This is a genomic window from Propionivibrio sp., assembly GCF_047602565.1.
Classification (GTDB): Bacteria; Pseudomonadota; Gammaproteobacteria; order Burkholderiales; family Rhodocyclaceae; genus Propionivibrio.
Genome location: NZ_JASGGX010000001.1, coordinates 3,273,587 through 3,295,615 on the forward strand (window position 1 = coordinate 3,273,587; position 22,029 = coordinate 3,295,615).

General features: G+C 61.4%; 21 protein-coding genes and 4 pseudogenes. 17 read left to right on the top strand and 8 right to left on the bottom strand.

Annotation, left to right across the window (positions count from 1 at the left end):
- The first annotated feature begins 1 nt into the window (after position 1).
- The 17 genes and pseudogenes from eutM (at position 2) to QM701_RS15590 (ending at position 16,196) form a co-directional block, all read left to right on the top strand.
- A complete protein-coding gene (eutM, locus tag QM701_RS15510; RefSeq protein WP_415167926.1) occupies positions 2 to 289 on the top strand; it encodes an ethanolamine utilization microcompartment protein EutM in 288 nt (95 codons plus the stop codon).
- A 263-nt stretch (positions 290 to 552) separates the two neighbouring features.
- Complete coding sequence (locus QM701_RS15515) at positions 553 to 837, top strand: EutN/CcmL family microcompartment protein (protein WP_415167927.1); 285 nt, start codon at positions 553 to 555, stop codon at positions 835 to 837.
- A 65-nt stretch (positions 838 to 902) separates the two neighbouring features.
- Positions 903 to 2,318 (top strand): aldehyde dehydrogenase family protein, encoded by a 1,416-nt coding sequence (locus QM701_RS15520; protein ID WP_415167928.1) that lies wholly within the window; start codon positions 903 to 905, stop codon positions 2,316 to 2,318.
- Between the two features lie 10 nt (positions 2,319 to 2,328).
- The gene (eutJ, locus tag QM701_RS15525) at positions 2,329 to 3,198 is read left to right on the top strand and encodes an ethanolamine utilization protein EutJ (RefSeq protein ID WP_415167929.1); all 870 of its coding nucleotides are present in this window, start codon (positions 2,329 to 2,331) and stop codon (positions 3,196 to 3,198) included.
- Between the two features lie 128 nt (positions 3,199 to 3,326).
- Positions 3,327 to 3,794, top strand: a pseudogene (locus tag QM701_RS15530) (iron-containing alcohol dehydrogenase); the annotation flags it as partial.
- Positions 3,795 to 3,855: 61 nt separating this feature from the next.
- Positions 3,856 to 4,419 carry an iron-containing alcohol dehydrogenase gene (locus QM701_RS15535; RefSeq protein WP_415167930.1) on the top strand — a complete coding sequence of 188 codons (564 nt, stop codon included), beginning with the start codon at positions 3,856 to 3,858 and terminating at the stop codon, positions 4,417 to 4,419.
- A 142-nt stretch (positions 4,420 to 4,561) separates the two neighbouring features.
- Complete coding sequence (gene eutH / locus QM701_RS15540; RefSeq protein ID WP_415167931.1) at positions 4,562 to 5,806, top strand: ethanolamine utilization protein EutH; 1,245 nt, start codon at positions 4,562 to 4,564, stop codon at positions 5,804 to 5,806.
- 66 nt (positions 5,807 to 5,872) lie between these two features.
- Complete coding sequence (locus QM701_RS15545) at positions 5,873 to 7,330, top strand: ethanolamine ammonia-lyase reactivating factor EutA (RefSeq protein ID WP_415167932.1); 1,458 nt, start codon at positions 5,873 to 5,875, stop codon at positions 7,328 to 7,330.
- Between the two features lie 499 nt (positions 7,331 to 7,829).
- Positions 7,830 to 7,889: pseudogene (locus tag QM701_RS15550) on the top strand (prepilin-type N-terminal cleavage/methylation domain-containing protein); the annotation flags it as partial.
- Between the two features lie 12 nt (positions 7,890 to 7,901).
- Positions 7,902 to 8,357, top strand: a complete 456-nt coding sequence (locus QM701_RS15555) for a GspH/FimT family protein (protein WP_415169410.1) — start codon at positions 7,902 to 7,904, stop codon at positions 8,355 to 8,357.
- A complete protein-coding gene (gene pilV / locus QM701_RS15560) occupies positions 8,354 to 8,854 on the top strand; it encodes a type IV pilus modification protein PilV (protein WP_415167933.1) in 501 nt (166 codons plus the stop codon). The genes QM701_RS15555 and pilV overlap by 4 nt, the downstream gene beginning before the upstream one ends.
- A complete protein-coding gene (locus QM701_RS15565; protein ID WP_415167934.1) occupies positions 8,851 to 9,864 on the top strand; it encodes a PilW family protein in 1,014 nt (337 codons plus the stop codon). Before pilV ends, QM701_RS15565 begins: the two co-directional genes overlap by 4 nt.
- A gap of 2 nt (positions 9,865 to 9,866) precedes the next feature.
- Complete coding sequence (locus QM701_RS15570; RefSeq protein ID WP_415167935.1) at positions 9,867 to 10,454, top strand: PilX N-terminal domain-containing pilus assembly protein; 588 nt, start codon at positions 9,867 to 9,869, stop codon at positions 10,452 to 10,454.
- 1,069 nt (positions 10,455 to 11,523) lie between these two features.
- A pseudogene (locus QM701_RS15575) lies at positions 11,524 to 14,409 on the top strand (PilC/PilY family type IV pilus protein); the annotation flags it as partial.
- Positions 14,410 to 14,443: 34 nt separating this feature from the next.
- A pseudogene (locus QM701_RS15580) lies at positions 14,444 to 15,214 on the top strand (pilus assembly protein); the annotation flags it as partial.
- Positions 15,215 to 15,265: 51 nt separating this feature from the next.
- The gene (locus QM701_RS15585; protein WP_415169454.1) at positions 15,266 to 15,745 is read left to right on the top strand and encodes a hypothetical protein; all 480 of its coding nucleotides are present in this window, start codon (positions 15,266 to 15,268) and stop codon (positions 15,743 to 15,745) included.
- Entirely contained in the window at positions 15,738 to 16,196 is a 459-nt protein-coding gene (locus QM701_RS15590) for a type IV pilin protein (RefSeq protein WP_415167936.1), read from the top strand. Before QM701_RS15585 ends, QM701_RS15590 begins: the two co-directional genes overlap by 8 nt.
- 711 nt (positions 16,197 to 16,907) lie before the next feature.
- Here QM701_RS15590 and QM701_RS15595 read toward each other — a convergent pair.
- The 8 genes from QM701_RS15595 to QM701_RS15630 form a co-directional block, all read right to left on the bottom strand.
- Positions 16,908 to 17,276, bottom strand: a complete 369-nt coding sequence (locus tag QM701_RS15595) for a carboxymuconolactone decarboxylase family protein (protein WP_415167937.1) — start codon at positions 17,274 to 17,276, stop codon at positions 16,908 to 16,910.
- Between the two features lie 105 nt (positions 17,277 to 17,381).
- Positions 17,382 to 17,828, bottom strand: a complete 447-nt coding sequence (locus QM701_RS15600) for a DUF2846 domain-containing protein (RefSeq protein WP_415167938.1) — start codon at positions 17,826 to 17,828, stop codon at positions 17,382 to 17,384.
- Positions 17,829 to 17,937: 109 nt separating this feature from the next.
- Positions 17,938 to 18,345, bottom strand: coding sequence for a GFA family protein (locus QM701_RS15605; protein ID WP_415167939.1), 408 nt, complete (start codon positions 18,343 to 18,345; stop codon positions 17,938 to 17,940).
- A gap of 72 nt (positions 18,346 to 18,417) precedes the next feature.
- Positions 18,418 to 18,657 carry a hypothetical protein gene (locus QM701_RS15610; RefSeq protein ID WP_415167940.1) on the bottom strand — a complete coding sequence of 80 codons (240 nt, stop codon included), beginning with the start codon at positions 18,655 to 18,657 and terminating at the stop codon, positions 18,418 to 18,420.
- A 108-nt stretch (positions 18,658 to 18,765) separates the two neighbouring features.
- A complete protein-coding gene (locus QM701_RS15615; RefSeq protein ID WP_415167941.1) occupies positions 18,766 to 19,125 on the bottom strand; it encodes a hypothetical protein in 360 nt (119 codons plus the stop codon).
- A 135-nt stretch (positions 19,126 to 19,260) separates the two neighbouring features.
- The gene (locus QM701_RS15620) at positions 19,261 to 19,686 is read right to left on the bottom strand and encodes a hypothetical protein (RefSeq protein ID WP_415167942.1); all 426 of its coding nucleotides are present in this window, start codon (positions 19,684 to 19,686) and stop codon (positions 19,261 to 19,263) included.
- Between the two features lie 320 nt (positions 19,687 to 20,006).
- A complete protein-coding gene (locus QM701_RS15625; protein ID WP_415167943.1) occupies positions 20,007 to 20,885 on the bottom strand; it encodes a restriction endonuclease in 879 nt (292 codons plus the stop codon).
- A gap of 476 nt (positions 20,886 to 21,361) precedes the next feature.
- Positions 21,362 to 21,691, bottom strand: coding sequence for an SMR family transporter (locus tag QM701_RS15630; RefSeq protein ID WP_415167944.1), 330 nt, complete (start codon positions 21,689 to 21,691; stop codon positions 21,362 to 21,364).
- Between the last annotated feature and the right edge of the window lie 338 nt (positions 21,692 to 22,029).

Below are 22,029 nucleotides of genomic sequence, written 5' to 3' on the forward strand. Positions count from 1 at the left end.
AATGGAAGCATTAGGCATGATTGAAACCAAGGGACTGGTTGCTTTGATCGAAGCCTCCGATGCCATGGTCAAGGCGGCCCGCGTCAAGCTGGTCGGCGTCAAGCAGATCGGCGGCGGGCTGGTGACGGCGATGGTGCGCGGCGACGTGGCCGCCTGCAAGGCCGCGACGGATGCCGGCGCGGCGGCGGCGCAGCGTGTCGGCGAGCTGGTTTCCGTGCACGTGATTCCGCGTCCGCATGGCGATCTGGAGGAGGTTTTCCCCATCAAGATGGAGAAGAGCCTCGATTGATCGATTGTTGCGCGGACCGGTTGGGCGAAGGGTTCAACCGGCTCCGGCAATGATCGCCGCAGGGCAGCGCTTCTGTGGCGCGGCGTTTTCGCTGCATGGATATCTCGGCTTCGCTTCCTCGAAGCGGGGAGCGGCGCGTCCACATGGCGATGAGCAATGACGGAGAGGCAGGCTACGCGCCCTTTCCCGTCGAGCCGATGCGTTGCCGCCGCGCCTCGAATTGGGGAGCGCCGTCATATGGAAAAAACCGGACGAGGCTGAACATGAGACTGGCAATCGTTTTGGGGCAGGTGGTCTCGACCGTCAAGCATCCTGGATTCGAGCAGAGCCGCCTGCTGCTGGTCAACTTCATCGATCCCGAGGGTAAGGCGGCGGGTCAGCCGTATGTCGCCGCCGACAGCATCGGCGCGGGAGACGGTGAATGGGTGCTGGTCGTGCAGGGAAGTTCGGCGCGCCAGACGATCGCCAACGACGTGCCGATCGACATGAGCGTCATCGGCATCGTCGATGAAGTCGTCACGGGCGGAAAGGTGACTTTTCACAAATGAAAACGCCACCGCCGCCCATCGGTTGCAGGCCGGACAGGGTTTTCGAGTCACAAAAGGAGTGAGTCATGGCCGCAAATACTCAGGATATTGAACAGATCGTACGGGTCGTGCTCGCCTCCATGTCGGCGCAAGCCGACCAGACCTGTTCCGCCGGGCGCATCGCGCCGGGAGTTTTTGCCGAGCTGGACGATGCGGTGGCTGAGGCCACCAAGGCGCAAAAGGCCTTGCGCACCGTTTCCATGCGCTCGCGCGTGGTGCAGGCAATCCGCGCCATTGCCGTGGAGCATGCACGGGAGCTGGCGGAGCTCGCCGTGGCCGAAACCGGCATGGGGCGCGTCGAGGACAAGATCACCAAGAACATCTCCCAGGCGCAATTGACGCCGGGTCCGGAATGCCTCTCGCCCGTGGCGCTGACCGGCGATCAGGGGCTGACGCTGATCGAAAACGCGGCCTGGGGAGTCATCGCCTCGGTAACGCCATCGACCAATCCCGTGGCGACCATCATCAACAATTCGATCAGCATGATATCGGCGGGGAACTCCGTGGTGTTCGCGCCGCATCCGGCGGCCAAGCGCGTTTCGCAGCGCATGGTGTCGCTGATCAACGAGGCGTCCGTGACGGCGGGCGGCCCCGACAACGTCGTGGTGACGGTGGCGAATCCCGATATCGAGACCGCGCAGCGGCTGTTCAGCTATCCCGGCATCCACCTGCTGGTGGTCACCGGCGGCGAGGCCGTGGTGCATGCGGCGCGCAAGAGCACCGACAAGCGGTTGATCGCCGCCGGCGCCGGGAATCCGCCGGTGGTGGTGGACGAGACGGCCGACATCGCCAAGGCGGCGAAGAGCATCGTCTGGGGCGCTTCGTTCGACAACAACATCATTTGCGTCGACGAAAAGGAAGTCGTGGTGGTCGACCGCGTGTGCGACAGCCTGAAAGCAGAGATGGCACGCCATAAGGCGGTGGAATTGTCACCCGCGCAGGCGCGGCAACTGCAGGATGTGCTGCTGACCCAGGTCGGCGCCGACAACCGTGGCACCGTCAGCCGCGACTGGGTGGGGCGCGACTCGGCAAAGATCGCCGCGGCCATCGGCCTGAAAGTCCCGGAGGACACGCGCCTGCTGTACGCCGAGACGGACGCGGATCATCCGTTCGCGCTGACCGAGCTGATGATGCCCGTCATCCCGGTGATCCGTGTTCCGGACGTGGATCGCGCGATCGACCTGGCCATCCGGCTGGAAGGCAACTGCCGGCATACGGCGGCCATGCATTCGCGCAATCTGGAGGCGCTGCATCGCATGGCGAACGAGATCAACACCAGCATCTTCGTCAAGAACGGCCCGTGTCTGGCCGGACTGGGGTTCGGCGGCGAAGGCTGGACGACGATGACCATTTCGACGCCGACCGGCGAAGGAGTGACCAGCGCGCGCACGTTCGTCCGCCTGCGTCGCTGCGTCCTGGTCGACTATTTCCGGATCGTGTAGGCGTTTGTCCATGACCGCCCACGGCCTCACGGACTGGCTCGAACCGCGCCTGGCGTCGGCGGCGGCGCTTGCCCGCCGGAAGCAGGCCGCCGCTCCCGGCGTCGTGGACCGGATGGCGCTGGGGATCGATCTGGGAACCAGCGACGTGGTTTCGATGCTGGTGGACGCCGAGGCGCGTCCGCTGGCCGTCCGTCTCGACTGGGCGGACGTCGTGCGCGACGGCATCGTGTGGGACTTTTTCGGCGCGGTACGGATCGTCCGGCAGCAACTGGATGCGCTGAAGGCCTGGGCCGGCGGTGAACTGCCCAAGGCTGCCGTGACCTCGTTTCCCCCCGGCACCGACCCGCGGATTTCGATCAACGTCGTCGAGGCCGCCGGCCTGGACGTCGCCGGGGTGATCGACGAGCCCTCGGCCGTCGCCGCCATGCTGCGCCTGGACCGGGCGGCCGTGGTGGATATCGGCGGCGGAACGACCGGCATCGCCGTCGTGGACGGCGGCAAAGTCGTGTACTCGGGGGACGAGCCCACGGGCGGCCATCACGTCTCGCTGGCGCTGGCCGGCCACCACCGTATCCCGCTCGAAGAGGCCGAGGCGCTCAAGCGGGACGAGCGCGTCCGGCGGGATACCGAGGTCTGGCCGGTCGTGCGGCCGGTGTTCGAGAAAATGGCGGCGATCGTGCAGGAGCATCTGCGCGGGCCGGCGCGCGGCCATCCCGTCGATACGCTGTACCTGGCCGGCGGTTCCTGCGCGCTGCCGGGCGTCGAATCGCTGTTCGCGCAAATGTTTCGCGACATGCGGGTCGTCCTGCCCCGGCATCCGCTGTTCCTGACGCCGCTGGCCATCGCCGCGCACGGCATCTCGCAAGGGGGAACGGCATGAACGAGCAGGATGTCAGCGGAATCGTCCATCAGACCGTCGACCTCATGAATTCGCGGGCGGTGCGGTCGTTCTCCGTGCCGCCGGACACGCTCATCGGGCCCGGTGCGATCGCGCGCATCGGCGAGTCCATCGCGGCACGCCGGATCGCCCGCGTCTTCGTGGTGATCGACGCGATGCTCGATCAGGCCGGGCTGGCCGAAGGGATGTACCGCTCGCTGCGGCGGCATGGAATCGACTGCGTCGTATTCCGGCAGGAACCGGGCGAGCCCGAAACGACGACGGTCGAAATGATCGCAAGCAGCCTGGCGGAAGCGCGGTGCGATGGTGCCGTGGCATTCGGCGGCGGTTCCACGCTCGATGCCGCGAAGGCCGCCATCGTGCTGGCCGCCAACCCGGAGCTTCGGATCGGCGAGATGGCCGCCTTTCTCGCGCGTTCGTTGACCGATCCGTCTCTCGTCGTCCGGCGCAGGATGCCGTTCATCGCGGTGCCGACGACGGCGGGCACCGGCTCCGAGGCGACCAATGTCACGGTGATTACCGATCCGGCCGATCACGTCAAGCACCTGATCGCCCATCCGGACATGATTCCCGATCTGGCCGTCATCGACGCCTGCCTCACGTTGGGGGTGCCGCCCCATTTCACGGCGGCGACCGGAGTTGAACGCGCTGACCCACGCCATCGAAGCCTACGTGGCGACCCGCGCCACGCCGCTGACGAAGGCGCTGGCCTATCGCGCCATCACCCTGATCGGCGAAGCCCTGCCGGTCGCGGTGGGGCAGGGGAGCGACGTGCAGGCGCGCGAATCGATGATGCTGGCCTCCTACATGGCGGGCATCGCGTTCTCCAACGCCGGCTTGGGCCTGTCGCACGCCATGGCCCATCGGATTGGTCCGGCCTACGGCATCCCGCACGGCGTGGCCAACGCGATCATGCTGCCGTCGGTCATGCACTTCAACCGCCTGGTCTGCAAGCGCGCCTTTGCCGAAATCGGCCACGCGCTGAGCGGCAGCCTGCTGGACCCGCAGCAGGCGATCGAGCACGTGCAGCGGCTCATCGTCGAAATCGGGCTGCCGGCAAATTTGCGCGAGATGGGAGGCAAAGCCAACGATTTCTCGGATTTCGCCCATGCCGCGCTGGAGGACCCCAGTCTGGAGACCAATCCGCGCACCGCGTCCCAGGCACAGATCATGGAGGTGTTCCGGCACGCCTATGAAAGATGAGCGGACGACGGAGCGTCGGCTTGGCGGGAAAGGGCTGGATCGAGCGTTCTGTTGTTGCAGGTGGTGCGATGGCGCAGAGAGAAAGCCGGGGAGCGCCTGTCGTTGTTCGGGTTTTGGAAAACTAGCGATATAAGGAGGAAACATGGACAATATCAACGTCATCATCATGTGGATCATGATGATATTCATGGGGCTCGCGGCGCTGGATCGCGTCTTCGATCAATTCGGCGGCACCGAGGAAGTCCTGGGCAAGGTCGGCCTGGGCTTCATCGGCCGCGCCATCGGCGGTTCCGGCAAGCAGTTCGAGGAAGGCTTCATGGCGATGGGAGCCCTGGGCCTCGCGATGGTCGGCGTGATCGCCCTGGCGCCCGTTCTCGCCAACATCCTGCGGCCGGTCGTCGTGCCGATCTACACGGCGCTCGGCGCCAGTCCCGCGATGTTCGCCACCACGCTGCTGGCCAACGACATGGGCGGCTATTTCCTCGCCAAGGAACTGGCCGGCGGTGACGTCGCCGCCTGGCTCTACGCCGGCCTCATCCTGGGCGCGATGATGGGCCCGACCATCGTCTTCTCCATCCCGGTGGGGCTCGGCATCATCGACAAGGAGGATCGCCGCTTCCTGGCCATGGGGATTCTCGCCGGCATCGTCACCATTCCGCTGGGGTGCATCGCGGGCGGACTGGTGGCCATGGCGTCGAACATCGTGGTTGACGGTCAGCCGGTCGCCTTTTCGCTCGACATGATCCTGATGAACCTGATTCCGGTCATCGTGATCTCGGTGCTGATCGCCATCGGCTTGAAGCTCGTTCCCGAAAAAATGATTTCGGGGTTCCAGATCTTCGCCAAGTTCCTGGTGGCGTTGATCACCGTCGGACTGGCCTGCGCCGTCTTCCAGACCACGCTCGGCGTGACCGTCATTCCGGGGATGGACCCGATCTTCATGACGGGCGACGACAAGCCCGGCGCCATCCTGCGGGCCATCGAGACGATCGGCTATATCGCCTGCGTCCTGCTCGGCGCCTACCCGATGGTGTTCCTCATCACGCGCTGGTTCGGCGATCAACTGATGAAAGTCGGCTCGGTACTGAAGATGAACGACGCCGCAGCCGCCGGCATGGTCGCCACGCTGGCGAACAACATCCCGATGTTCGGCATGATGAACAAAATGGACGACCGCGGCAAAGTCATCAACGTGGCGTTCTGCGTGTCGGCGGCGTTCACCTTTGGCGATCATCTGGGCTTCACCGCCGCGAACATGCCGCCGATGATCTTCCCCGTGATCGTCGGCAAACTCGTCGGCGGCGTGACGGCCGTTTTCGTGGCGATGATGGTCGCGCCCAAGCCGACCGTCGGCACGGTTGGAGAAAAGCAGCTCCGGGCCGCCTGATCCGCATCGGCCTGCGCGCATTGAAGAACGATGAGCGGTCCGCCGCCAACCACGGCGGATCGCCCCTTGAATGACCCGATGGCGACTTCCTGGCAAATCCATAGCGTCGGTATCGATATCGGCACGACGACGTCGCAGGTGATCTTTTCATGCCTGAACGTCGTGAACCGCGCGTCGGTATCGCAAGTCCCGCTCTATGAGTTTTCCCGGCGCGAGATCCTCTATGTCAGCCCGACGATCCGGACGCCTCTGGACGACGCCGGACACGTCCGGGAAAACGAACTGCGCGAGTTCATTCTCCAGCAATACGCGGCAGCGGGATTCAGCACCGGGCAGATCACCTCGGGCGCCATCATCATCACCGGCGAAACGTCGAAGGCGCGCAACGCGCGGACCGCGGTCATGGGACTGGCCGAGCAGCTCGGCGACTTCATCGTCGCGACCGCCGGGCCGCACCTGGAATCGGTCATCGCCGGCAGGGGCTCGGGCGCCGCGGAAATGTCGCGCCAGGCCAACAGCCGCGTGCTGAACGTCGACATCGGCGGCGGCACGTCGAACTACGCGGTATTCGAAGCCGGGCGCGTCGTCGATACCGCCTGCCTGAACGTGGGCGGACATCTGATCGAACTGGAGAGCGACGGCCGGGTGCGCCGCGTACACGCGCCGGCAGCCATCGTCTGCGACGAACTGTTCGGCACGGGCTTTCCGGAGCGTGCCTTCGACATGCAAAAAATCGAGCGCGTGGCGCAGCGCATGGCCGAGCTGATTCACGAAACATGCATCGGCCAGCCGTCCGAACTGGCCCGGAAACTGCTCATGACGCCCTGCCTGCGCCAGGGACACCGGTACGACGCCGTTTATATCTCGGGCGGCGTCGGCGCGTGCTATTACCATCCGGAAGAAGTGTCCCCGCTCCTCGTCTTCGGAGATATCGGTCCGATCCTGGCGAGAGCGCTGCGGCGGCATGCCGGCATGCAGGCGCTGCCGTTGGCCGAGCCAAAACACACCCTGCGGGCCACGGTAATCGGCGCGGGCGCCTACAGCCTGTCCCTGTCCGGCAGCACCATCTGGCTGGATAGCGGCAAATTGCCGATACGCAACGTGCCGATCGCGCATCCTGCGTGTTCATGGCGCGAGTGTACGTCCGCCAACGGCGAGGCGATACTGGCGGACGCCTGGGCCCTGGCGCTGCAGAGAATGGACATCTCGTCCGATTCCGATCTTTACGCCTTGGCGCTGCCGGCGGACATGCCGGTCTCGTATCGGGACATCGATCGCTGCGTGGAGGCGCTGGCGCGGTTCGCAGGCAACCATTCCGGTGCGTCGTATCCGCTCATCATCGTGTCGCGCCAGGATGTCGGCAAGGTGCTCGGCATGCTGCTGCAGCCGCGTCTGCCCGGACGTGAAATCGCGGCGATCGACGAAGTGCAGACGAGCGAAGGCGATTACATCGATATCGGCAAACCGTTCCTCGGCGGCGATATCGTGCCGTTGACGATCAAGTCGCTGGCCTTCCCGTCATAAGAATCCTGACAGGATGGCGCGATCAATCCACGCCACTTACTTAGCTGGATTCCCTTCCGGAAGTCTCTCCAAGCTTCAACGTTCGACATGAGGCCGGCCGAAACTGCGAAGCAGTGGAAGGGAGCGAAAAGCACAGCTCTGGGGTCGTCCTCGACGATGGAGTCATTTATCGATCATTGTGCGCACAGTGGACATATTCCCCGATAGCATAAAAAAACGGCTCGCAGCCCGTCTTTCGGAATCGTCCTAACGACAATACCGGTGTTCGAAGCAACAATACCGCCTACGCTTTCCCGGTTCATTGATCGCCCTTGATTCCCCGGCAGTCGTTGCACCGAAGTAAGTCGAACTTCCCCTGCTGGTTTCGTTCCGCGCCTCAACTGATGGGCGGCGGTAAAGAATTGACCTTTGAGTATGCTTAAACCTATGACAGAACTCTCCAGGGCTCAGGGCTCAGGGCTCAGGGCTCAGGGCTCAGGGCTCAGGGCTCAGGGCTCAGGGCTTCACGCTTATTGAGGTACTGATCACCCTTGCGGTGGCGGCCATCCTGCTCGCGGTGGCCGTGCCGTCCATGGCCGCGTTCATCAAGAACAACCGGCTGACCGTGGCCACCAACGACTTCGTGTCCGATCTGATCTATGCGCGTGCCGAGGCCGTGCGGAGAGGGCAGCGCGTCGTCCTCTGCGCCAGCAACGCCGGCGGGAATGCATGCGCTCCTTCCGGCGGCAACTGGGGCAGCGGACGGATCGTCTTCCCTGCGGAGGCGGAGGGTTCCATCGGCACGGATTCGACTCTCATCCTGCGTGCCAGCCTGCTGGACGTGAATGGCAACATTGCCATCGCTCCTTCCGGCTTTCAGCAAAGCCTCCGCATACCGTTCAGACCGGACGGCACGCCGGTGCTGGCGGGGTCGACCGCTTCATTCACCGTCTGCGACGATCGCGACGGCGCCTTCGGCCGGAAAATCGAAATACTCAGAACCGGCCGGGTCCTGGTGACCTCCGGAACGCAGAACTGCTCATCATGACTCCCCGCCAGAGAAATTTCGGTAAATCCCGGCAGCGAGGATTTTCGCTGATCGAAGTCCTGGTCTCCATGGTCATCGCCTCCGTCGGTCTGATGGGAATGCTTTCGCTGATGCTCAAGGGCTTGCAGGCCAACGCCAGTTCCGGGTGGCGCACCATTGCCGTCCAGTCCGCCTACGACATGGCCGACCGCATGCGCGCCGACAAGGCGAACGTGGGCGCGAACAAATACAAGAACATCGTTACGCCGGGCTCCGCTTCGAGTTGCGCCAACGACGGTTCGGTAAACACTGCGCATGTAAAACCGCCGGCCACTTCGACGACATGTGGAGGCACCACATCCAGCGCGTGCGACTGGTTCAGTACCACGGCGAAGCTGCTGCCCAAAGGGGCCAGCGCCGTCTGCGAAAAAGACGGCGTCTATGCCGTCCACGTTTCCTGGGACGACGGCAAGGCCGGGACGACCGACAAGACATTCTCGCTGAGATTCGTACCTTGAAGCTCCGTTTCTCCCCGGCCGCAAACCGGCAGGCCGGGCTTTCCATGATCGAATTGATGGTCGCGCTGGCCATCGGCCTGTTCATGACCGCCGCCATCGGCGGGCTGTACGTCACCATGCGCGGAGGGTATCGCTACCAGGACGACTACGCGCGCCTGCAGGAAGCGGGGCGCTTCGCGATCGGCATGATCGGGAACGACATCCGCCTGGCCGGTTTCCGGGGCAGCGACGGCGACGAAGCGGCGAGTTTCATCAACGCGATCAGCGGTACGGACGTGCGCCGCGATTTCGCCAATCCGCTTCGCGGCTACAACGATGGCGGACTCGACGGCGGCTTGAAGACCGCCATCCAGAGCGCGGGCGGACCCGCCGCCGCCAATATCTCGTCCAGCTCGGACGCGCTCCTCCTGCTCGGCGTCGATCCCCTGGGCGAACTCATCGTCAAGGAGCACGACGCCGGCACCAAGACGTTCAAGGTGGCGACCGCGCCCTCCGCGCTGCGGGCGGGAGACTACCTGCTCGCCACCACCTATGCCCGCGCCGTCGCGTTCGAGGCGGCGAGCGTCGACTCCACCGGCAAACAGATAACGTACCCGGTGGATTTGGTCGGGACGTCATACCCTTCCGGCGCATCGCTGCATCGCCTCTTCTCTAGGCTCTACTTCATCGCGCCTTCGCCGGCGGGGACCGGGGTGAACTCGCTGTGGTCCATGGAACGCTCCGGCAACGCCTTCTCGGTCGCGGAGGTCGTGCATGGCGTCGATCAGATGCAACTCACCTACGGCATCGACAACAACGGCGACCAGTCGGTCAACGAATTCACCGCTACGCCGTCCGATTGGTCGCAGGTCATCGCGGTGAAGATCGCCATCCTGGCCGTGACGCCGAACGACAACATCAGCGCCGCCCCACAGACCTACGAGTTCAACGGCACCTCGATCACCGCCACGGATCGCCGTGTGCGCAAGGTCTTTACCGAACTCGTCACCCTGCGCAACCGGGCTCTCTGATCATGACGACGAGCCGCCTTCCCCGACCCGCGCCGCGCGCAGAACGCGGTTTCGTCCTCGTCACCGCCATGCTGTTCCTCATCGTGCTGACCATGCTGGTGTTCGCGCTCATGCGGACCAGCATCCTCGAAGAAAAAATGGTCGGCGCTTCACGCGACTGGAACATCGCTTTCCAGGCCGCCGAGGCGGCGTTGCGCGGCGCGGAAAAAGAGCTCGACGACGGAAAGATCATGGGCAAGACCGGTTTTGTCGAGGGGTGCAGCACAGGCAGCAAGGCCGGCCTGTGTCTGCCCAACGAGTGCAAGAAAAGCGACGAGACCGATTGCACGCCGGTCTGGATCGTGCTGGAACAGGATGCGGAGCAGAAAAAATGCTGGGTCAAGGGCAATTGCAGCGGCGCGGGCCAGAAAAGCGCCGCCTATGGCACGCCCCTGCCGGGCGTGGCCGCCCAGCCCCGCTACATCATCGAGGCGCTGAACCTGCCCGGTGTTCAGCTCTATTACCGGATAACCGCCGTCGGCTTCGGCGCCACGGCCGCAACGCGCGTCCGGCTGCAATCGACGTTCGTTCTGAAAGAAGACGAGAAGTAATCCGGCCGTTCGCCCCGTTTTTTTGGAGAAGCCCATGAACGCACGCCCCTCTTTCGCATGGACCAAAAGGCTGACGCTGGTCGGCGCGGGCATCCTGGGGTGCGCCAGCGCCATCATGCCGGCCAACGCGCTCAACCTGGCCCAGTCGCCGTTGTCGATCAAGGCCGCGCCGCCGCCGTTGATCATGCTCACCCTGGGGCGGGACCACAAGCTTTACCACGAAGCCTACGACGACTACAGCGACCTGGACGGGGACGGCAAGATCGACACGGGGTATATAGCGAATTCCCAGTTCAAGTATGCCGGCTACTTCGATTCCGAGAAATGCTACGACTACGCGAACGGCGTGTTCACCCCGGTCAGGATGGCCACGGACAAGAAATGCCAGGGCACGGGCGCGGGCCAATGGAGCGGGGACTTCCTCAACTACGTCACCACCTCCCGCCTGGATGCCATCCGCAAGGTGCTCTATGGTGGCAAGCGCAGCACCGATACCGCCGGCAAAACCATCCTCGAACGCGCCCACATTCCCCAGGACGCGCACACCTGGGGCAAGGAGTACAACCCCAACCGCGACAGCTACGACATCACGGACTACACCCCGCTGGATAAGCCGAAACTGGGCACCCGGCATTTGTTCGCCAACGTATCGTTGATCACCGACAACGGCACGCCGCTGATGCGCGTGCTGCCCGACAGCCAGTACCGCATCTGGGATTGGGTCACCATCCAGGCCCCGGTGGCAGGCGACCGCTGCCTCGGCGGCAAGAACCCGGGTAATGGCCAGAATAAAGGGCCTCTCTGCACCAGCAGAGACAAACAGAGCTGGGCCATCGTCCCGTCGAGCCGCACCCATGGACTGAGCGATCTGAAGATGACCACGTACAGAGTGGCTCCCTGGGAGGACGTTGTACCAACCTACTTTGCCGGCATCGTCACAGGCAACAACAGTGTCAACAAGATTCCGACTAGTAATGCCGAATTCGATGTAGAGGAAAACGAAACCATAAAGTGGGGATCACTATGCGGCAAGGTATCGGCTCCCAACATCGACGGCAAAGGAAACCCCATGGCGTGGCCTGTGGGTGGTCCCGGTCTTGGTTCCAAGTTCAACGACACCACCGTATACAAGGAGCCCGAATACTGGAACATTCCATCGCATTGCACGCAGGAAAATTTCTTCGCCATTTTCGAAGGAAAAATCAACGTCGAGGAAGCTGGAACCTACCGCTTCGGCCTGGAAGCCGACGATGCGGCGGAACTCATCATCGGCGGCAAGTCGGTTGCCGTGATAGCGGGGGAGGTCTGCGGTTTGTTCTCGTGTTGGCTGGAAGGCGGGCGCGAGGAAAAAACGCTGCTGCAGCATTTCCAGAAGGATTCGGAGCCCGCGAGCGGAACAATCACGCTGGCGAAAGGCCAGCACACGATCAAGTACAGATACCGCAACGGCCTTGGGGATCAAGCCTATCGCCTCTACTGGAAGCTCGAAAACCTCTCGCAGACGGCGATCAAGGACTACGCCGTGCGCGTCGAGGTCTGCAAGGCGGTGGACGCCAATGCGGAGTACCAGGGCAGGGAAAGCAATTGCCGGGATTACGGCACGGAGCCCGCCGTCGTTTACAAGCCGACCGGGCTGCTGCATCAGTACGGGCAGGCCAACGGCATGCTTTTCGGGCTGATCACCGGCTCGTACGACCAGAACTTAGACGGCGGCGTCCTGCGCAAGGCGTTCGGCTCGATCACGGACGAGATCGAGACCGCCACCGGCATCTTCAAGGACTCGGGTACGACTTGCGGCGATGCGGGAAATGCTCCGTGCACGAAGGGCATCATCGGCAGCATCGACCGCCTGAGAACCCGGATGGAGGCGTTCAAGGCAAACTACGACCTCCTCAATTACGACAATGCCGACAATGGCAGCAAGTCGTGCGATTTCCTGACCAAGCCGGAGAACTTGCAAAACGGGCAGTGCGAAATGTGGGGCAATCCGCTCGCCGAAATGATGTACGAAGGATTGCGCTACTTCGCCGGCGAAACGCAGCCAACGCCGGCGTTCGTCACGTCAAGGAAGAAGGATGACGCGATCGGCCTTCCCCGCGCCGCGTGGAGCAATCCCTACGCCCAATTTCCCCGCTGCTCGCAGCCGTACTTCATGCTGATGAGCGATGTCTATCCTTCGTTCGATGCGGACAGGCTGCCCGGCAGCGCGTTCGGTTCCACGCCCGCGCAGTCGATCAACGGCTACCCGCTCGATTTCGAAACGTTGGGCGGAGCACTCTGGAACACCGAATTCAAAGGCACGAGGTCCGTTTTCATCGGGCAGGTCAAAGGCGTGGTTACCGACAGCGCCGACAAGGCGCCGACGGTCAAACCGGGGGTGATGGACTTTTCCGTCATTCGCGGCCTCGTCCCGAGCGATCCGAGCCGGCAGGGGAGCTACTATTCCAGCCTCCTGGCCTATTTCGCGCACAGCTACGACATCAATTCCGCGAAAGACAGGCAATCGGTGACCACATACGCCATTGCGCTGTCCGCGCCGATTCCCCGGATCGTGATTCCGGTGGGAACGAACAAGAAGATGACCTTCGTGCCGTTCGCGAAATCGGTCGGATATAACAGCGGCAACTACACGACGATCGGCACCGGCCCCGGCCAGTGGACCCCTTCGGCCCAGATCGTCGATTTCTACGTCGAAACCATCAGGAACGCCAACGGGACCGACGATCCCGCGACCAACGGCGGCCGGCCGTACTACAAGTTCCGCGTCAACTTCGAAGACGCGGAGCAAGGCGGTGACTATGACATGGACGTCATGGCCGTCTACGAAATCTGGGTCGACGAGAAGGGCGACGTGCTCGTCGCTGTGAGTTCCGAACAGGCCGAGGGGGGCATCATCCAGCACATCGGATACGTCGTCTCGGGCACGAAGGACAAGGACGGCGCCCGCCTCGTCGTGCGCGACCGGGATACGTCGAGAGAAGAGGACGACGTGATCTCGTATCCCCTCGACAAACGGGGCCTAAGCACCAAGGGTCTGCCGATTTACGACGTCCAGCGGTTCGAGTTAAAAGAGAAGAGCTGGGTGCAGCAGCTCACCGACGACGTGTTGCTGGAGAATCCGCTGTGGTACGCGGCCAAGTTCGGCGCCTTCAAGGACAGCAACGGCAACAAACTGCCCGACCTGCCCAGCGAGTGGGATGCGGACGGCGACGGCGTTCCCGACACCTATTTCCCGGTGACCAGCCCGCACAGGCTGTACAGCCAGATCGACAAGGCGCTCGCCAGCATCGCCCGCAACGCCGCCGGGTCCGTGGCCCAGGCCGCGGCCAGTTCGACGTCGCTCCAGACCGACGCGCACGTCTTCATCGCCGGCCTCAACAGCGACGGCTGGAAAGGAGAACTCAACGCCTACAAGGTGACCGAGTCCGGGCTCTCCGGCCCCACGTGGCGGGCGCATGAAAAGCTCGCCGACCTTAGCGGCGAGAACCGGACGATCCTGACCTTCGATCCTCAAAAGTCCAGCGGCACCGGCATTCCCTTCCGCTGGTCCGCGATGACGGCCGGCGGGGTCTTGCAGAGCACGCTCAACAAGCAGGCCAACGGCACCACGGACTCGCTCGGCGAGAGGCGGCTCAAGAATCTGCGCGGCCTGAACGTCACCAACATGCGCATCACCGCCGACAACAAGCTGGGCGACATCGTCAATTCGGCGCCGATGTACGTGGGGCCGCCCAAGCTGGGACACCAGGATGCCTCGTACAAGAGTTTCGCCGAAGACAAGGCCGGCCGCACGCCCATGGTGTACGTCGGCGCCAACGACGGCATGCTGCACGGCTTCCGGGCGGACACCGGGGAGGAGAAACTGGCCTACGTGCCCAGCGAACTGTACCGCGCGCGTCGCGGCGAGCAGCCGTTGAGCAAACTGACCCAGCCGGGCTACGGTTCGTCCGGGAATCAGCACCAGTACTACGTTGAACGGCTCGCCGGTCATGGGCGACATCTGCACGGGGAGCTGCACGGCGAAGACGGACTGGAAAACCATCCTCGTCGGCGGACTCAATGCCGGCGGTCAGGGCGTCTACGCGCTCGACATCACCGATCCCGGCGCCTTCGGCGAGAGCAAGCCCGGCACCGTGAAGTGGGAATTCCTCGACGACGATTTCAGCGGCAACACCAGTTCGCCGAGCGGCGACGCGGATCTCGGCTACACCTTCGGCCGGCCCGCCATCGTCCGGCTATGCACGGCGGCACGCGCCTCGGTCTCCGTCCCCTGTACGCAGAGCAAGTGGTACGTCGTCTTCGGCAACGGCTACGACAGCACCGAGGCCGACGGCCACGGCGGCACCGGACATGCGGCCCTGTTCGTACTGGACGCCGACACCGGCCGGCGAGTCGGCAAGATCACGTTGCCCGACGGCGCCGGCGTGGGCGACCCGAACGGTCTGTCCGAAGTGACGCCGAGAGACATCGACGGCGACGGGGTGGTGGACTACGTCTACGCCGGCGACCTGAAAGGCAACGTGTGGCGCATCGATTTCGCCACCAAGGACGGGCAGCTCGTCCTGAACGGCGGGACCGGCCTGCTTTATACGGCCAAGAACGTCGCAGGCAATGTCCAACCGATCACCACGGCGCCCGAAGTCGTCGTCCATCCGCATGGCGGCATGCTGGTCATCTTCGGCACCGGCCGGTACATCTACGACGGCGATCAATCCTTGACCCAGACGCAGACGCTCTACGGTATCTGGGACAAACAGGACGGCAGTACCCCCGCCGCCACCAGCGGCCGCGGCAAGCTGCTGGAGCAGACGGTGGGGAACGCGGTCACCGAGGCCGGCCAGACGTACTTCGAGTCGTCCAGCAAAACGGTCGATTGGTCGACGCAGATCGGCTGGTACATCGATCTGGCCCAGAGCGAGCGCATCATCTATAACCCGCGGGCGGTCAGACGCCGGCTGCTCCAGGTCGTCGGCACGAGTCCGTCGTCGTCCAGCGACCCGTGTGAACTGAGCGGCGGCACGACGCGCTTCTTCTACCTCAACCCGGTGACGGGCGCCCGGCCGGAGTGGAACGTCTTCGACGCCATGTCGGAGAGCAGCGACAAGTTCGTCAACATTCTCCAGGTCGCGGGCATCGCCGCGCCGGGAACGCTCATCACTATCAGACCCGGAAAGGCCATTTCAATATCCGGCGCCCCGATCAACAACAGCACGGGCCCCGTGCTTCCACTGACCAATACGGGCAGCTCCAAGGGCCGCCGGATTTCCTGGAAACAACTCCTCGATGACTGACGAAGCGATGAACGGCAAGGCCCCGCGCGGTTTCACCCTGATCGAGCTGATGATCACCGTGGCGATCGTCGCCATCCTCGCGGCGGTCGCCTATCCCAGCTACACGGAGTACGTGCGCAAGGCCCGCCGCGCCGACGCGCGGGCGGCCCTGCTCGCGACGGCGCAAGCGATGGAGCGTTTCTACACCGAGAACATGACCTATAAAGGCCCGGCGCTGAGCGCCACCTCCACGATCGGAAAAGGCACATCGCCAGACGGGTTTTACACCATCGCCTTCGATTCCGCGCCGACCGGCAGCAGCGTATGCGCCGGGATGGCCGCAAGCAATGAAGCCACGGCCGCCTACCGTCTCTGCGCCAAACCTACAGGAAATCAAGCCAGCGACAAATGCGGCGTGCTCTCCCTGAATCAGCAAGGCATCAGGAAGCCGGACACCGGCGGGTGCTGGTAGTAAGTCCGAGCGGTCTGGCTGTCTGCTGGTTGGGGGCTTGCCAACTCGCGGGACCACGGCCAGGGATAATCTGCTCCAAGTGAGCTCAACGGGACTTGCTGTCGATCCAAATGCGGAAGCAGGTTTCCGTGCCAAGGGGCCTGTCGTTTGAATTCACCCGACCTGAGCGGTTTCTCGCGTCACGGATTTCCTTTCAGATATTCTTCCGTGGTATGCGGAAGCCAACGCCAAAGTAGAAGTCGGCTTCCGGAGGTGGCGGGAACGTCGCCGGTTGGATGCTGGCCTCAAGGCAAGAAGCGAACGGAGTCTGCTCCTTCCAATAGATTGGGCCGACCTTTCCCGAAGTGGTTACTACGAACACGAGATCAACCCGAGCCGGGCGTTCGAGAGAGGGTTGATTAAGACATTGCCCCATTGCTTGCCCCACGACTCCGCGAAAGGCAGGTTGCATCCTGGTTTGATACCACTCGATCAACGCGGGATTTGACGATGCGGCCTCTGATTTTCTTTCTGCCTCCACGTAGTTCTCGGCAAAACAAACCGATGACGTAAAGACGGCTGCGACAAACAAGATTTTATGAAACCGGGTCAACATGGGATTGAGCTCTGGACAAATGTTTTAACCGAGGGGCCGCCGGAGCGGCGAAGTCGCGGGGGGAACCCGACAGCCGAGCGAAGCGCCGCTGTCGGACTGTCCGGTCGTCGGAGGGGTCAGACGGCTGCTTCATCTTCGGCGCTCTTGTCTTGGAAAACTCTTTCCATGACCTCCAGGGCAAACCGGACATGGGCCGTGGCCGGGCCGCCGCCCATTTCAATGCCTACTTCAAGCGCTTCGAGGATTTCTTTTTTCGTTGCGCCGGTTTGCGCAGCCTGACTGATGTGCCATTCCATGCACGATTCGCAATTGATGACAACGGAGATTCCAACCGCTACGAGTTCCTTGTGTTTCTTGGACAACACGCCGTCGGAGTAGGCAGCCTGCTCCATTTTCAGAAAGGCCGCGTACACCGGCGACTTCAGGTCTTGGAGTCGCTTGTGCGCCTTCTTTCTCTTTCTTCTCAGATCATCGATTTTGTCCATTCTGCAGTCTCCGGCAGGGATGCATGAAAGGCTGTCTGGCGGCGGCAGTAAGGCCGCCGGCCCGTCCGGGCTGGCCGCGTCTTGACCGGCCCGGGCGGGTATTGTTTATTTTGCTTCCTCAATGCGCTTGCATTCGTTAACGCCGGCTTGTCCCACAGGCTCATCGACCAACTGCAGAGCGGAGCGAGGGGAGAACATTCCCATTTTTATTTCTTGCCACACAAAGTAATTTTTCCCAGGCACGGTTGTCAGCGGCAGCACGGAATCACTCTCGCTCTTGGAGACGAGGGTATGGTTTCCGGGAGCGACTTCCAACATCAGGTAGGTCTTGGCAGCCGTATCTCCAACCGCCTTCCCGTCTAGAACGATCGGCAATTTGACGGCGGCGCCCAACGACTCGTTTCGATAGACATAAATATTCGACTTGTCAGGTTTCGCAGTAAAGGACTTTGCAGCCGTGTCTCGTTCCGTGCTTGCCATAGGCACAGACGCACATCCGCCTAAGGACAAGGTAGCCACGATGAAAGCTACACCCAAGAGTTTCTTCGACATTTTTTTATCTCCCTGGATATTGGAATAGAACAACAGGAAACACCACTTGCCATGAACACCTAATGCCCGAATTTAGCGGCGCACGTAGCGCGTCCGCTGAAATGAGTTGTCAGACCGCTTTACGGTCCGCTGGGTGGTTGACCCCGTCACTGGTCGGAACCTCCGGAATGTCGAAAGGATTGACACCCTCAAGGCAGCCGACGTTGTAGCCGTACTGCTCGGGGTCGGAACGCCGCTGATGATGCGTATGAATGCCGCAGACGGAGCAAAAATAATGCTTGGCTGTGTGCGTATTGAATTCGTAAACCTTGAGTTGTTCGGCGCCCTTGATGATGTGAAGCCCGCTTATCGGCACGAAAGCCACGATGGTGCCTCTGCGTCGGCAATATGAACAGTTGCAACGCCGCGGGTTGACCACTCCATCCGGTAGATCCAGAAGCAATTCCACCGCGCCACAGTGGCAGGTGGCTCGATGCTTGGCACGTATGACCGTGCCACCAATTGTTTTGAGGCCCATTTTGCGGCTCCTTACGTTTGAGTTCTGCGGAAGGCGGAAGCGCAGCTTTTGGTGGTTCAGTTGACATATTTGTCATGCATGGTACGACTGTGCCAATGCAATGGCGGCCTGGATTGCTGCACGAGCTTGCGGACTGTTCTTCCAGCAATTGGAGCCGACGATAGCCGAGGCTTGGGAGACGATATCCAGTGCATTGGCTTTGCTCAGATGAGACAGTGATTCAAACCCCATTTGTTCAAGGCGAGCCACCACCGTAGGGCCAACTCCCTTCACACTTAGCAAGGCTTTACGCTCTTCCAGGGGGAATGGCATGGATATCCTCCATTAATGCATAACGCTCGACGTAAGGGGCGTCCGCAAGCGGGCGAAGCCCGCTTGCGGACGCCCCCTTGACGGAGGGATTAGGCGCTATCGCTTGCATCAGAGCAGTTCCTTGATGGTGATGGCAAGAAGTAGCAAGGCAAGAACTGGAAGTACAAACCAGCTTTGCCGTACTAGCCAGGCACTTCGGAAGAGTGACGATAGTCCTCGACCATTGGAATCAGGAGCACGCCGACCTGAGATCAGGTCTTGCCAAGCCACTACTGCACCCCATGCGAAGAACAAGGCGAACAGGAGATAGATGGCCAGATGCGACGAGTAGCAGAGAGTGTTGATATCCAACCGACAGACTGCAGCCTTGGAGTGGACGACTTCACTCGACACAGCGGCGAGCGACAATTTGAGCATTGCCCATACACCGACGTGATATACAACGCAACCGGCAAGCGTGTACAGCAAGTACCTAAGTTCCGCGCTAAGCATTCTGTAGCGCCTAACGTTTGAATTCACCGGACTAGCGCGGCTTACCGCGACAGGCCCAGTGGGATGATGGGTTGGACGACTTATTGAAGTTGAGCATTATTGGTGTGGTTCTCACGACTGATATTCCAAGAAGTGAATAGCTAGGCCTTTGGCTTCGGCAGACGCGAGGTAGTGCATAGAGGCTGCACGCATTGCATTAAGAAGTTGCAAGCGCTCCCCATCAGTCTTTGCTCCGTTGATCATTGCGTTAAGCATCCCAATAGAGTGGCCCGTCGGTTTCCTCAAAAGAGACTCAAAAAGTAATTTCTTATAACTTCCATAGGGAAGGCTTTCGGCAAAGTGAACAAGAGGCCCAGGATTTCCAATGTCCGTAGTTTCGTGGCCCTCTAAGAACAGAAATATTCCTTCTACAATATTGGTCTTCTCAAATTGCGCGAACTCCCACCGTTCTATCGCCTCATAGGCAAAGCTAACGAAGTGAGGTGAAGCAGTGAGTCCGGCTAATTCTTCGGCAAACCGGGACGGATTGATGCTCACGACGATCTCCTAAATCGCCCAACGTTTGAGGTAAGGGGCGCGCCGCTTGTGGCGTGTCCCAGTGATCGAAGGGAGCGCCTTGACCGGGATGTTAGGCATTGTGCATCACATACTCATCAAGTGTGGTGAACATGTAGTTACCGACTGGCGTGAAAGTGAGGGGCGCCGCGCGGGACAGTGAGCTTGGAGAGTCGCCGCTTGACCGACGCCCCTCTCGACTGCCGGGTTAATCCTGTTTGGTGAGTGCAAGGCGAACTCCAAGGTAGATAAAGACTGCGCCAACGCTCCTCCCAAGCCAAGTAGCTGCATGCAATGATGGGTTAACCCTTGAACTCGCCGAAAAATGTTTCGTCGATTTCATATGTGGTTACTGGCTTGAGGCCGAGTTCCAGATGCTCAAGCATGTCAACAAGCTTTTCTCCGTCGATGAGTTCAATCGGTGGAACTCCGTCTCGGGATGCCTCGCGGCGTGCTTCGGTGGTGAAGGTTCCAGTTGTGATGATGATGCCCTTGTCGGCACGGCCGGCCATTGCGCCACGGAAGTCTCGGACATGCGATGGGGAGACGGACTTCGTGTATCGCTTGCATTGGAACAGAACCTTGAAGGAAACCAGCGGATTGATTTGCAGCGTGCCATAGCCATCTATGCCGCCATCACCGCTGCTGCCGGTGACGACAACCTGGGTAAAGCCTGCCTCACGTAGCAGGCGCTGAGACAAGCGCTCGAAACCTGAGGGCGGCAACCTCAGCAGCAGATCTATGACTTCACCTCGATAGTCATTCGGTGTTGCGCCGGTTCCTTCCGCGACTTGCTCTGCCACAGGCTCGGGCGTTTGCGCTTTCGTTTTCCGTTGTTCTTGGAAGATACGAACCCACTTGAGAAAGACTTCACGGGCTTGTTCGGGAGAAAGGTTGGTTCCTCGCCCACGTTCGGTAAGGCTCCAGACCCCGCGTTTCGATGAATCTAGGAGACCTTCGCGGACGAGATAGAAACGAGCCCACGCGACTTGGTTTCGATACCGAGCTTCGCCGGACGGCAGAAGTTCGTTTTGTATTTCATCGGAGAGGCCGAGGTCATGAGCAATGCGCTCGACAACTTCATCCGGAGTACCAGAGCCACCGAGGCCACGCAGTGCATCGAGGAGCGGACCGAAGTAGCGAACGAACTGGGAACCTTCCTCTTTCTTCTTTCGCGTCATAGCGATTGGCTCAAGTGTGGTACTGGAAAAGATTAACGTTGAAAGCGAGCGATGCGGCGCAGGCGGGCAAAAATCCCTTGCGGAGCGTCCCTCTCGACTGTGATGTTAGGCGACAGATGCATGGCTAATGCAAGGCCCTGAACTTCAAAAAACCAAAGAGTACGAATGCAGTGCCAACGCTTGAATAGAGAACTATGTCTCCGCTGGAGCCAAACATACCGAAGAATATTGCATGCAACCATCCCCAGCGTCCGGTGTGCCTGGGCTGTGACGGCCACAAGAAGTCGGATAAGGCTAAAAGATAGAAGCAGGTGCCAATGCCGAGCCATACGCGTACTTGCTCGTTGTCAGAGGGCTTCCAATTCCAATTGTCGGGTTGGCCACGCCAGAGTTTCATGTGTTCTCCTCCCGTCTGAATTCACCGGCCCGCGCGGTTTTTCGCACAGGTCCGGTGGAATGACGGGTTGGGCGGCTCATCAGTGAGAGACGGCCTTGGAGAACAGATTGAGAACGACGACGCCAGTCACGATGAGCAGCATGCCTATGATTGCAGGAAGGTCGAGGGCTTGCCCATAGAGAACCCATGCAATCAATGCAATTAGAACGATGCCGATGCCGGACCAGATTGCGTAAGCCACCCCGACCGGGATCGTTTTGAGTGTGAGGGAGAGGAAGTAAAAGGCCGACGCGTAGCCAATGATGACGATAACCGAAGGCCATAGACGCGAGAAACCTTCGGATGCCTTCAGGGCCGATGTGCCGATGACCTCGCTGACAATTGCTACGGCTAGAAATATCCAGTGCATTTGCGGTGGTCCTCGCTGCCGAGACGCCCAACTATCGAGTAAGTCCCCAAAACGGAGGGATAAAAGACGTTTTGTCGTTAAAAGATCATTGAAAACATTTGGATAGGCTAAAATTGGGTCCTTCCAACCGCCGCCGAATGCATCAATGGCTTTGCAGTTCCGCAACGTCTCGGCCGTCTCTGCCAGCGCATCCCTTACGAGCGCTACAGTTTAGGGACCGGAAAGTCCTATGTCCAGCGGATAGGGCGGTTCGTCCGTTTCCTTGGAAAACGTCGTCCTTCGGGGATGAGGGGCGTTGGAAGTCGAGGCATTTCTGGCGTCGTTGGCGTCCAGGGAGA

What these genes read in the sequence shown, in the direction of transcription:
- eutM (WP_415167926.1), top strand. Translation starts at nt 2, where the DNA reads ATGGAAGCATTAGGCATGATTGAAACCAAGGGACTGGTTGCTTTGATC.
- QM701_RS15515 (WP_415167927.1), top strand. Translation starts at nt 553, where the DNA reads ATGAGACTGGCAATCGTTTTGGGGCAGGTGGTCTCGACCGTCAAGCAT.
- QM701_RS15520 (WP_415167928.1), top strand. Translation starts at nt 903, where the DNA reads ATGGCCGCAAATACTCAGGATATTGAACAGATCGTACGGGTCGTGCTC.
- eutJ (WP_415167929.1), top strand. Translation starts at nt 2,329, where the DNA reads ATGACCGCCCACGGCCTCACGGACTGGCTCGAACCGCGCCTGGCGTCG.
- eutH (WP_415167931.1), top strand. Translation starts at nt 4,562, where the DNA reads ATGGACAATATCAACGTCATCATCATGTGGATCATGATGATATTCATG.
- QM701_RS15555 (WP_415169410.1), top strand. Translation starts at nt 7,902, where the DNA reads ATGGCCGCGTTCATCAAGAACAACCGGCTGACCGTGGCCACCAACGAC.
- pilV (WP_415167933.1), top strand. Translation starts at nt 8,354, where the DNA reads ATGACTCCCCGCCAGAGAAATTTCGGTAAATCCCGGCAGCGAGGATTT.
- QM701_RS15570 (WP_415167935.1), top strand. Translation starts at nt 9,867, where the DNA reads ATGACGACGAGCCGCCTTCCCCGACCCGCGCCGCGCGCAGAACGCGGT.
- QM701_RS15590 (WP_415167936.1), top strand. Translation starts at nt 15,738, where the DNA reads ATGACTGACGAAGCGATGAACGGCAAGGCCCCGCGCGGTTTCACCCTG.
- QM701_RS15595 (WP_415167937.1), bottom strand. Translation starts at nt 17,276, where the DNA reads ATGGACAAAATCGATGATCTGAGAAGAAAGAGAAAGAAGGCGCACAAG.
- QM701_RS15600 (WP_415167938.1), bottom strand. Translation starts at nt 17,828, where the DNA reads ATGTCGAAGAAACTCTTGGGTGTAGCTTTCATCGTGGCTACCTTGTCC.
- QM701_RS15605 (WP_415167939.1), bottom strand. Translation starts at nt 18,345, where the DNA reads ATGGGCCTCAAAACAATTGGTGGCACGGTCATACGTGCCAAGCATCGA.
- QM701_RS15610 (WP_415167940.1), bottom strand. Translation starts at nt 18,657, where the DNA reads ATGCCATTCCCCCTGGAAGAGCGTAAAGCCTTGCTAAGTGTGAAGGGA.
- QM701_RS15625 (WP_415167943.1), bottom strand. Translation starts at nt 20,885, where the DNA reads ATGACGCGAAAGAAGAAAGAGGAAGGTTCCCAGTTCGTTCGCTACTTC.
- QM701_RS15630 (WP_415167944.1), bottom strand. Translation starts at nt 21,691, where the DNA reads ATGCACTGGATATTTCTAGCCGTAGCAATTGTCAGCGAGGTCATCGGC.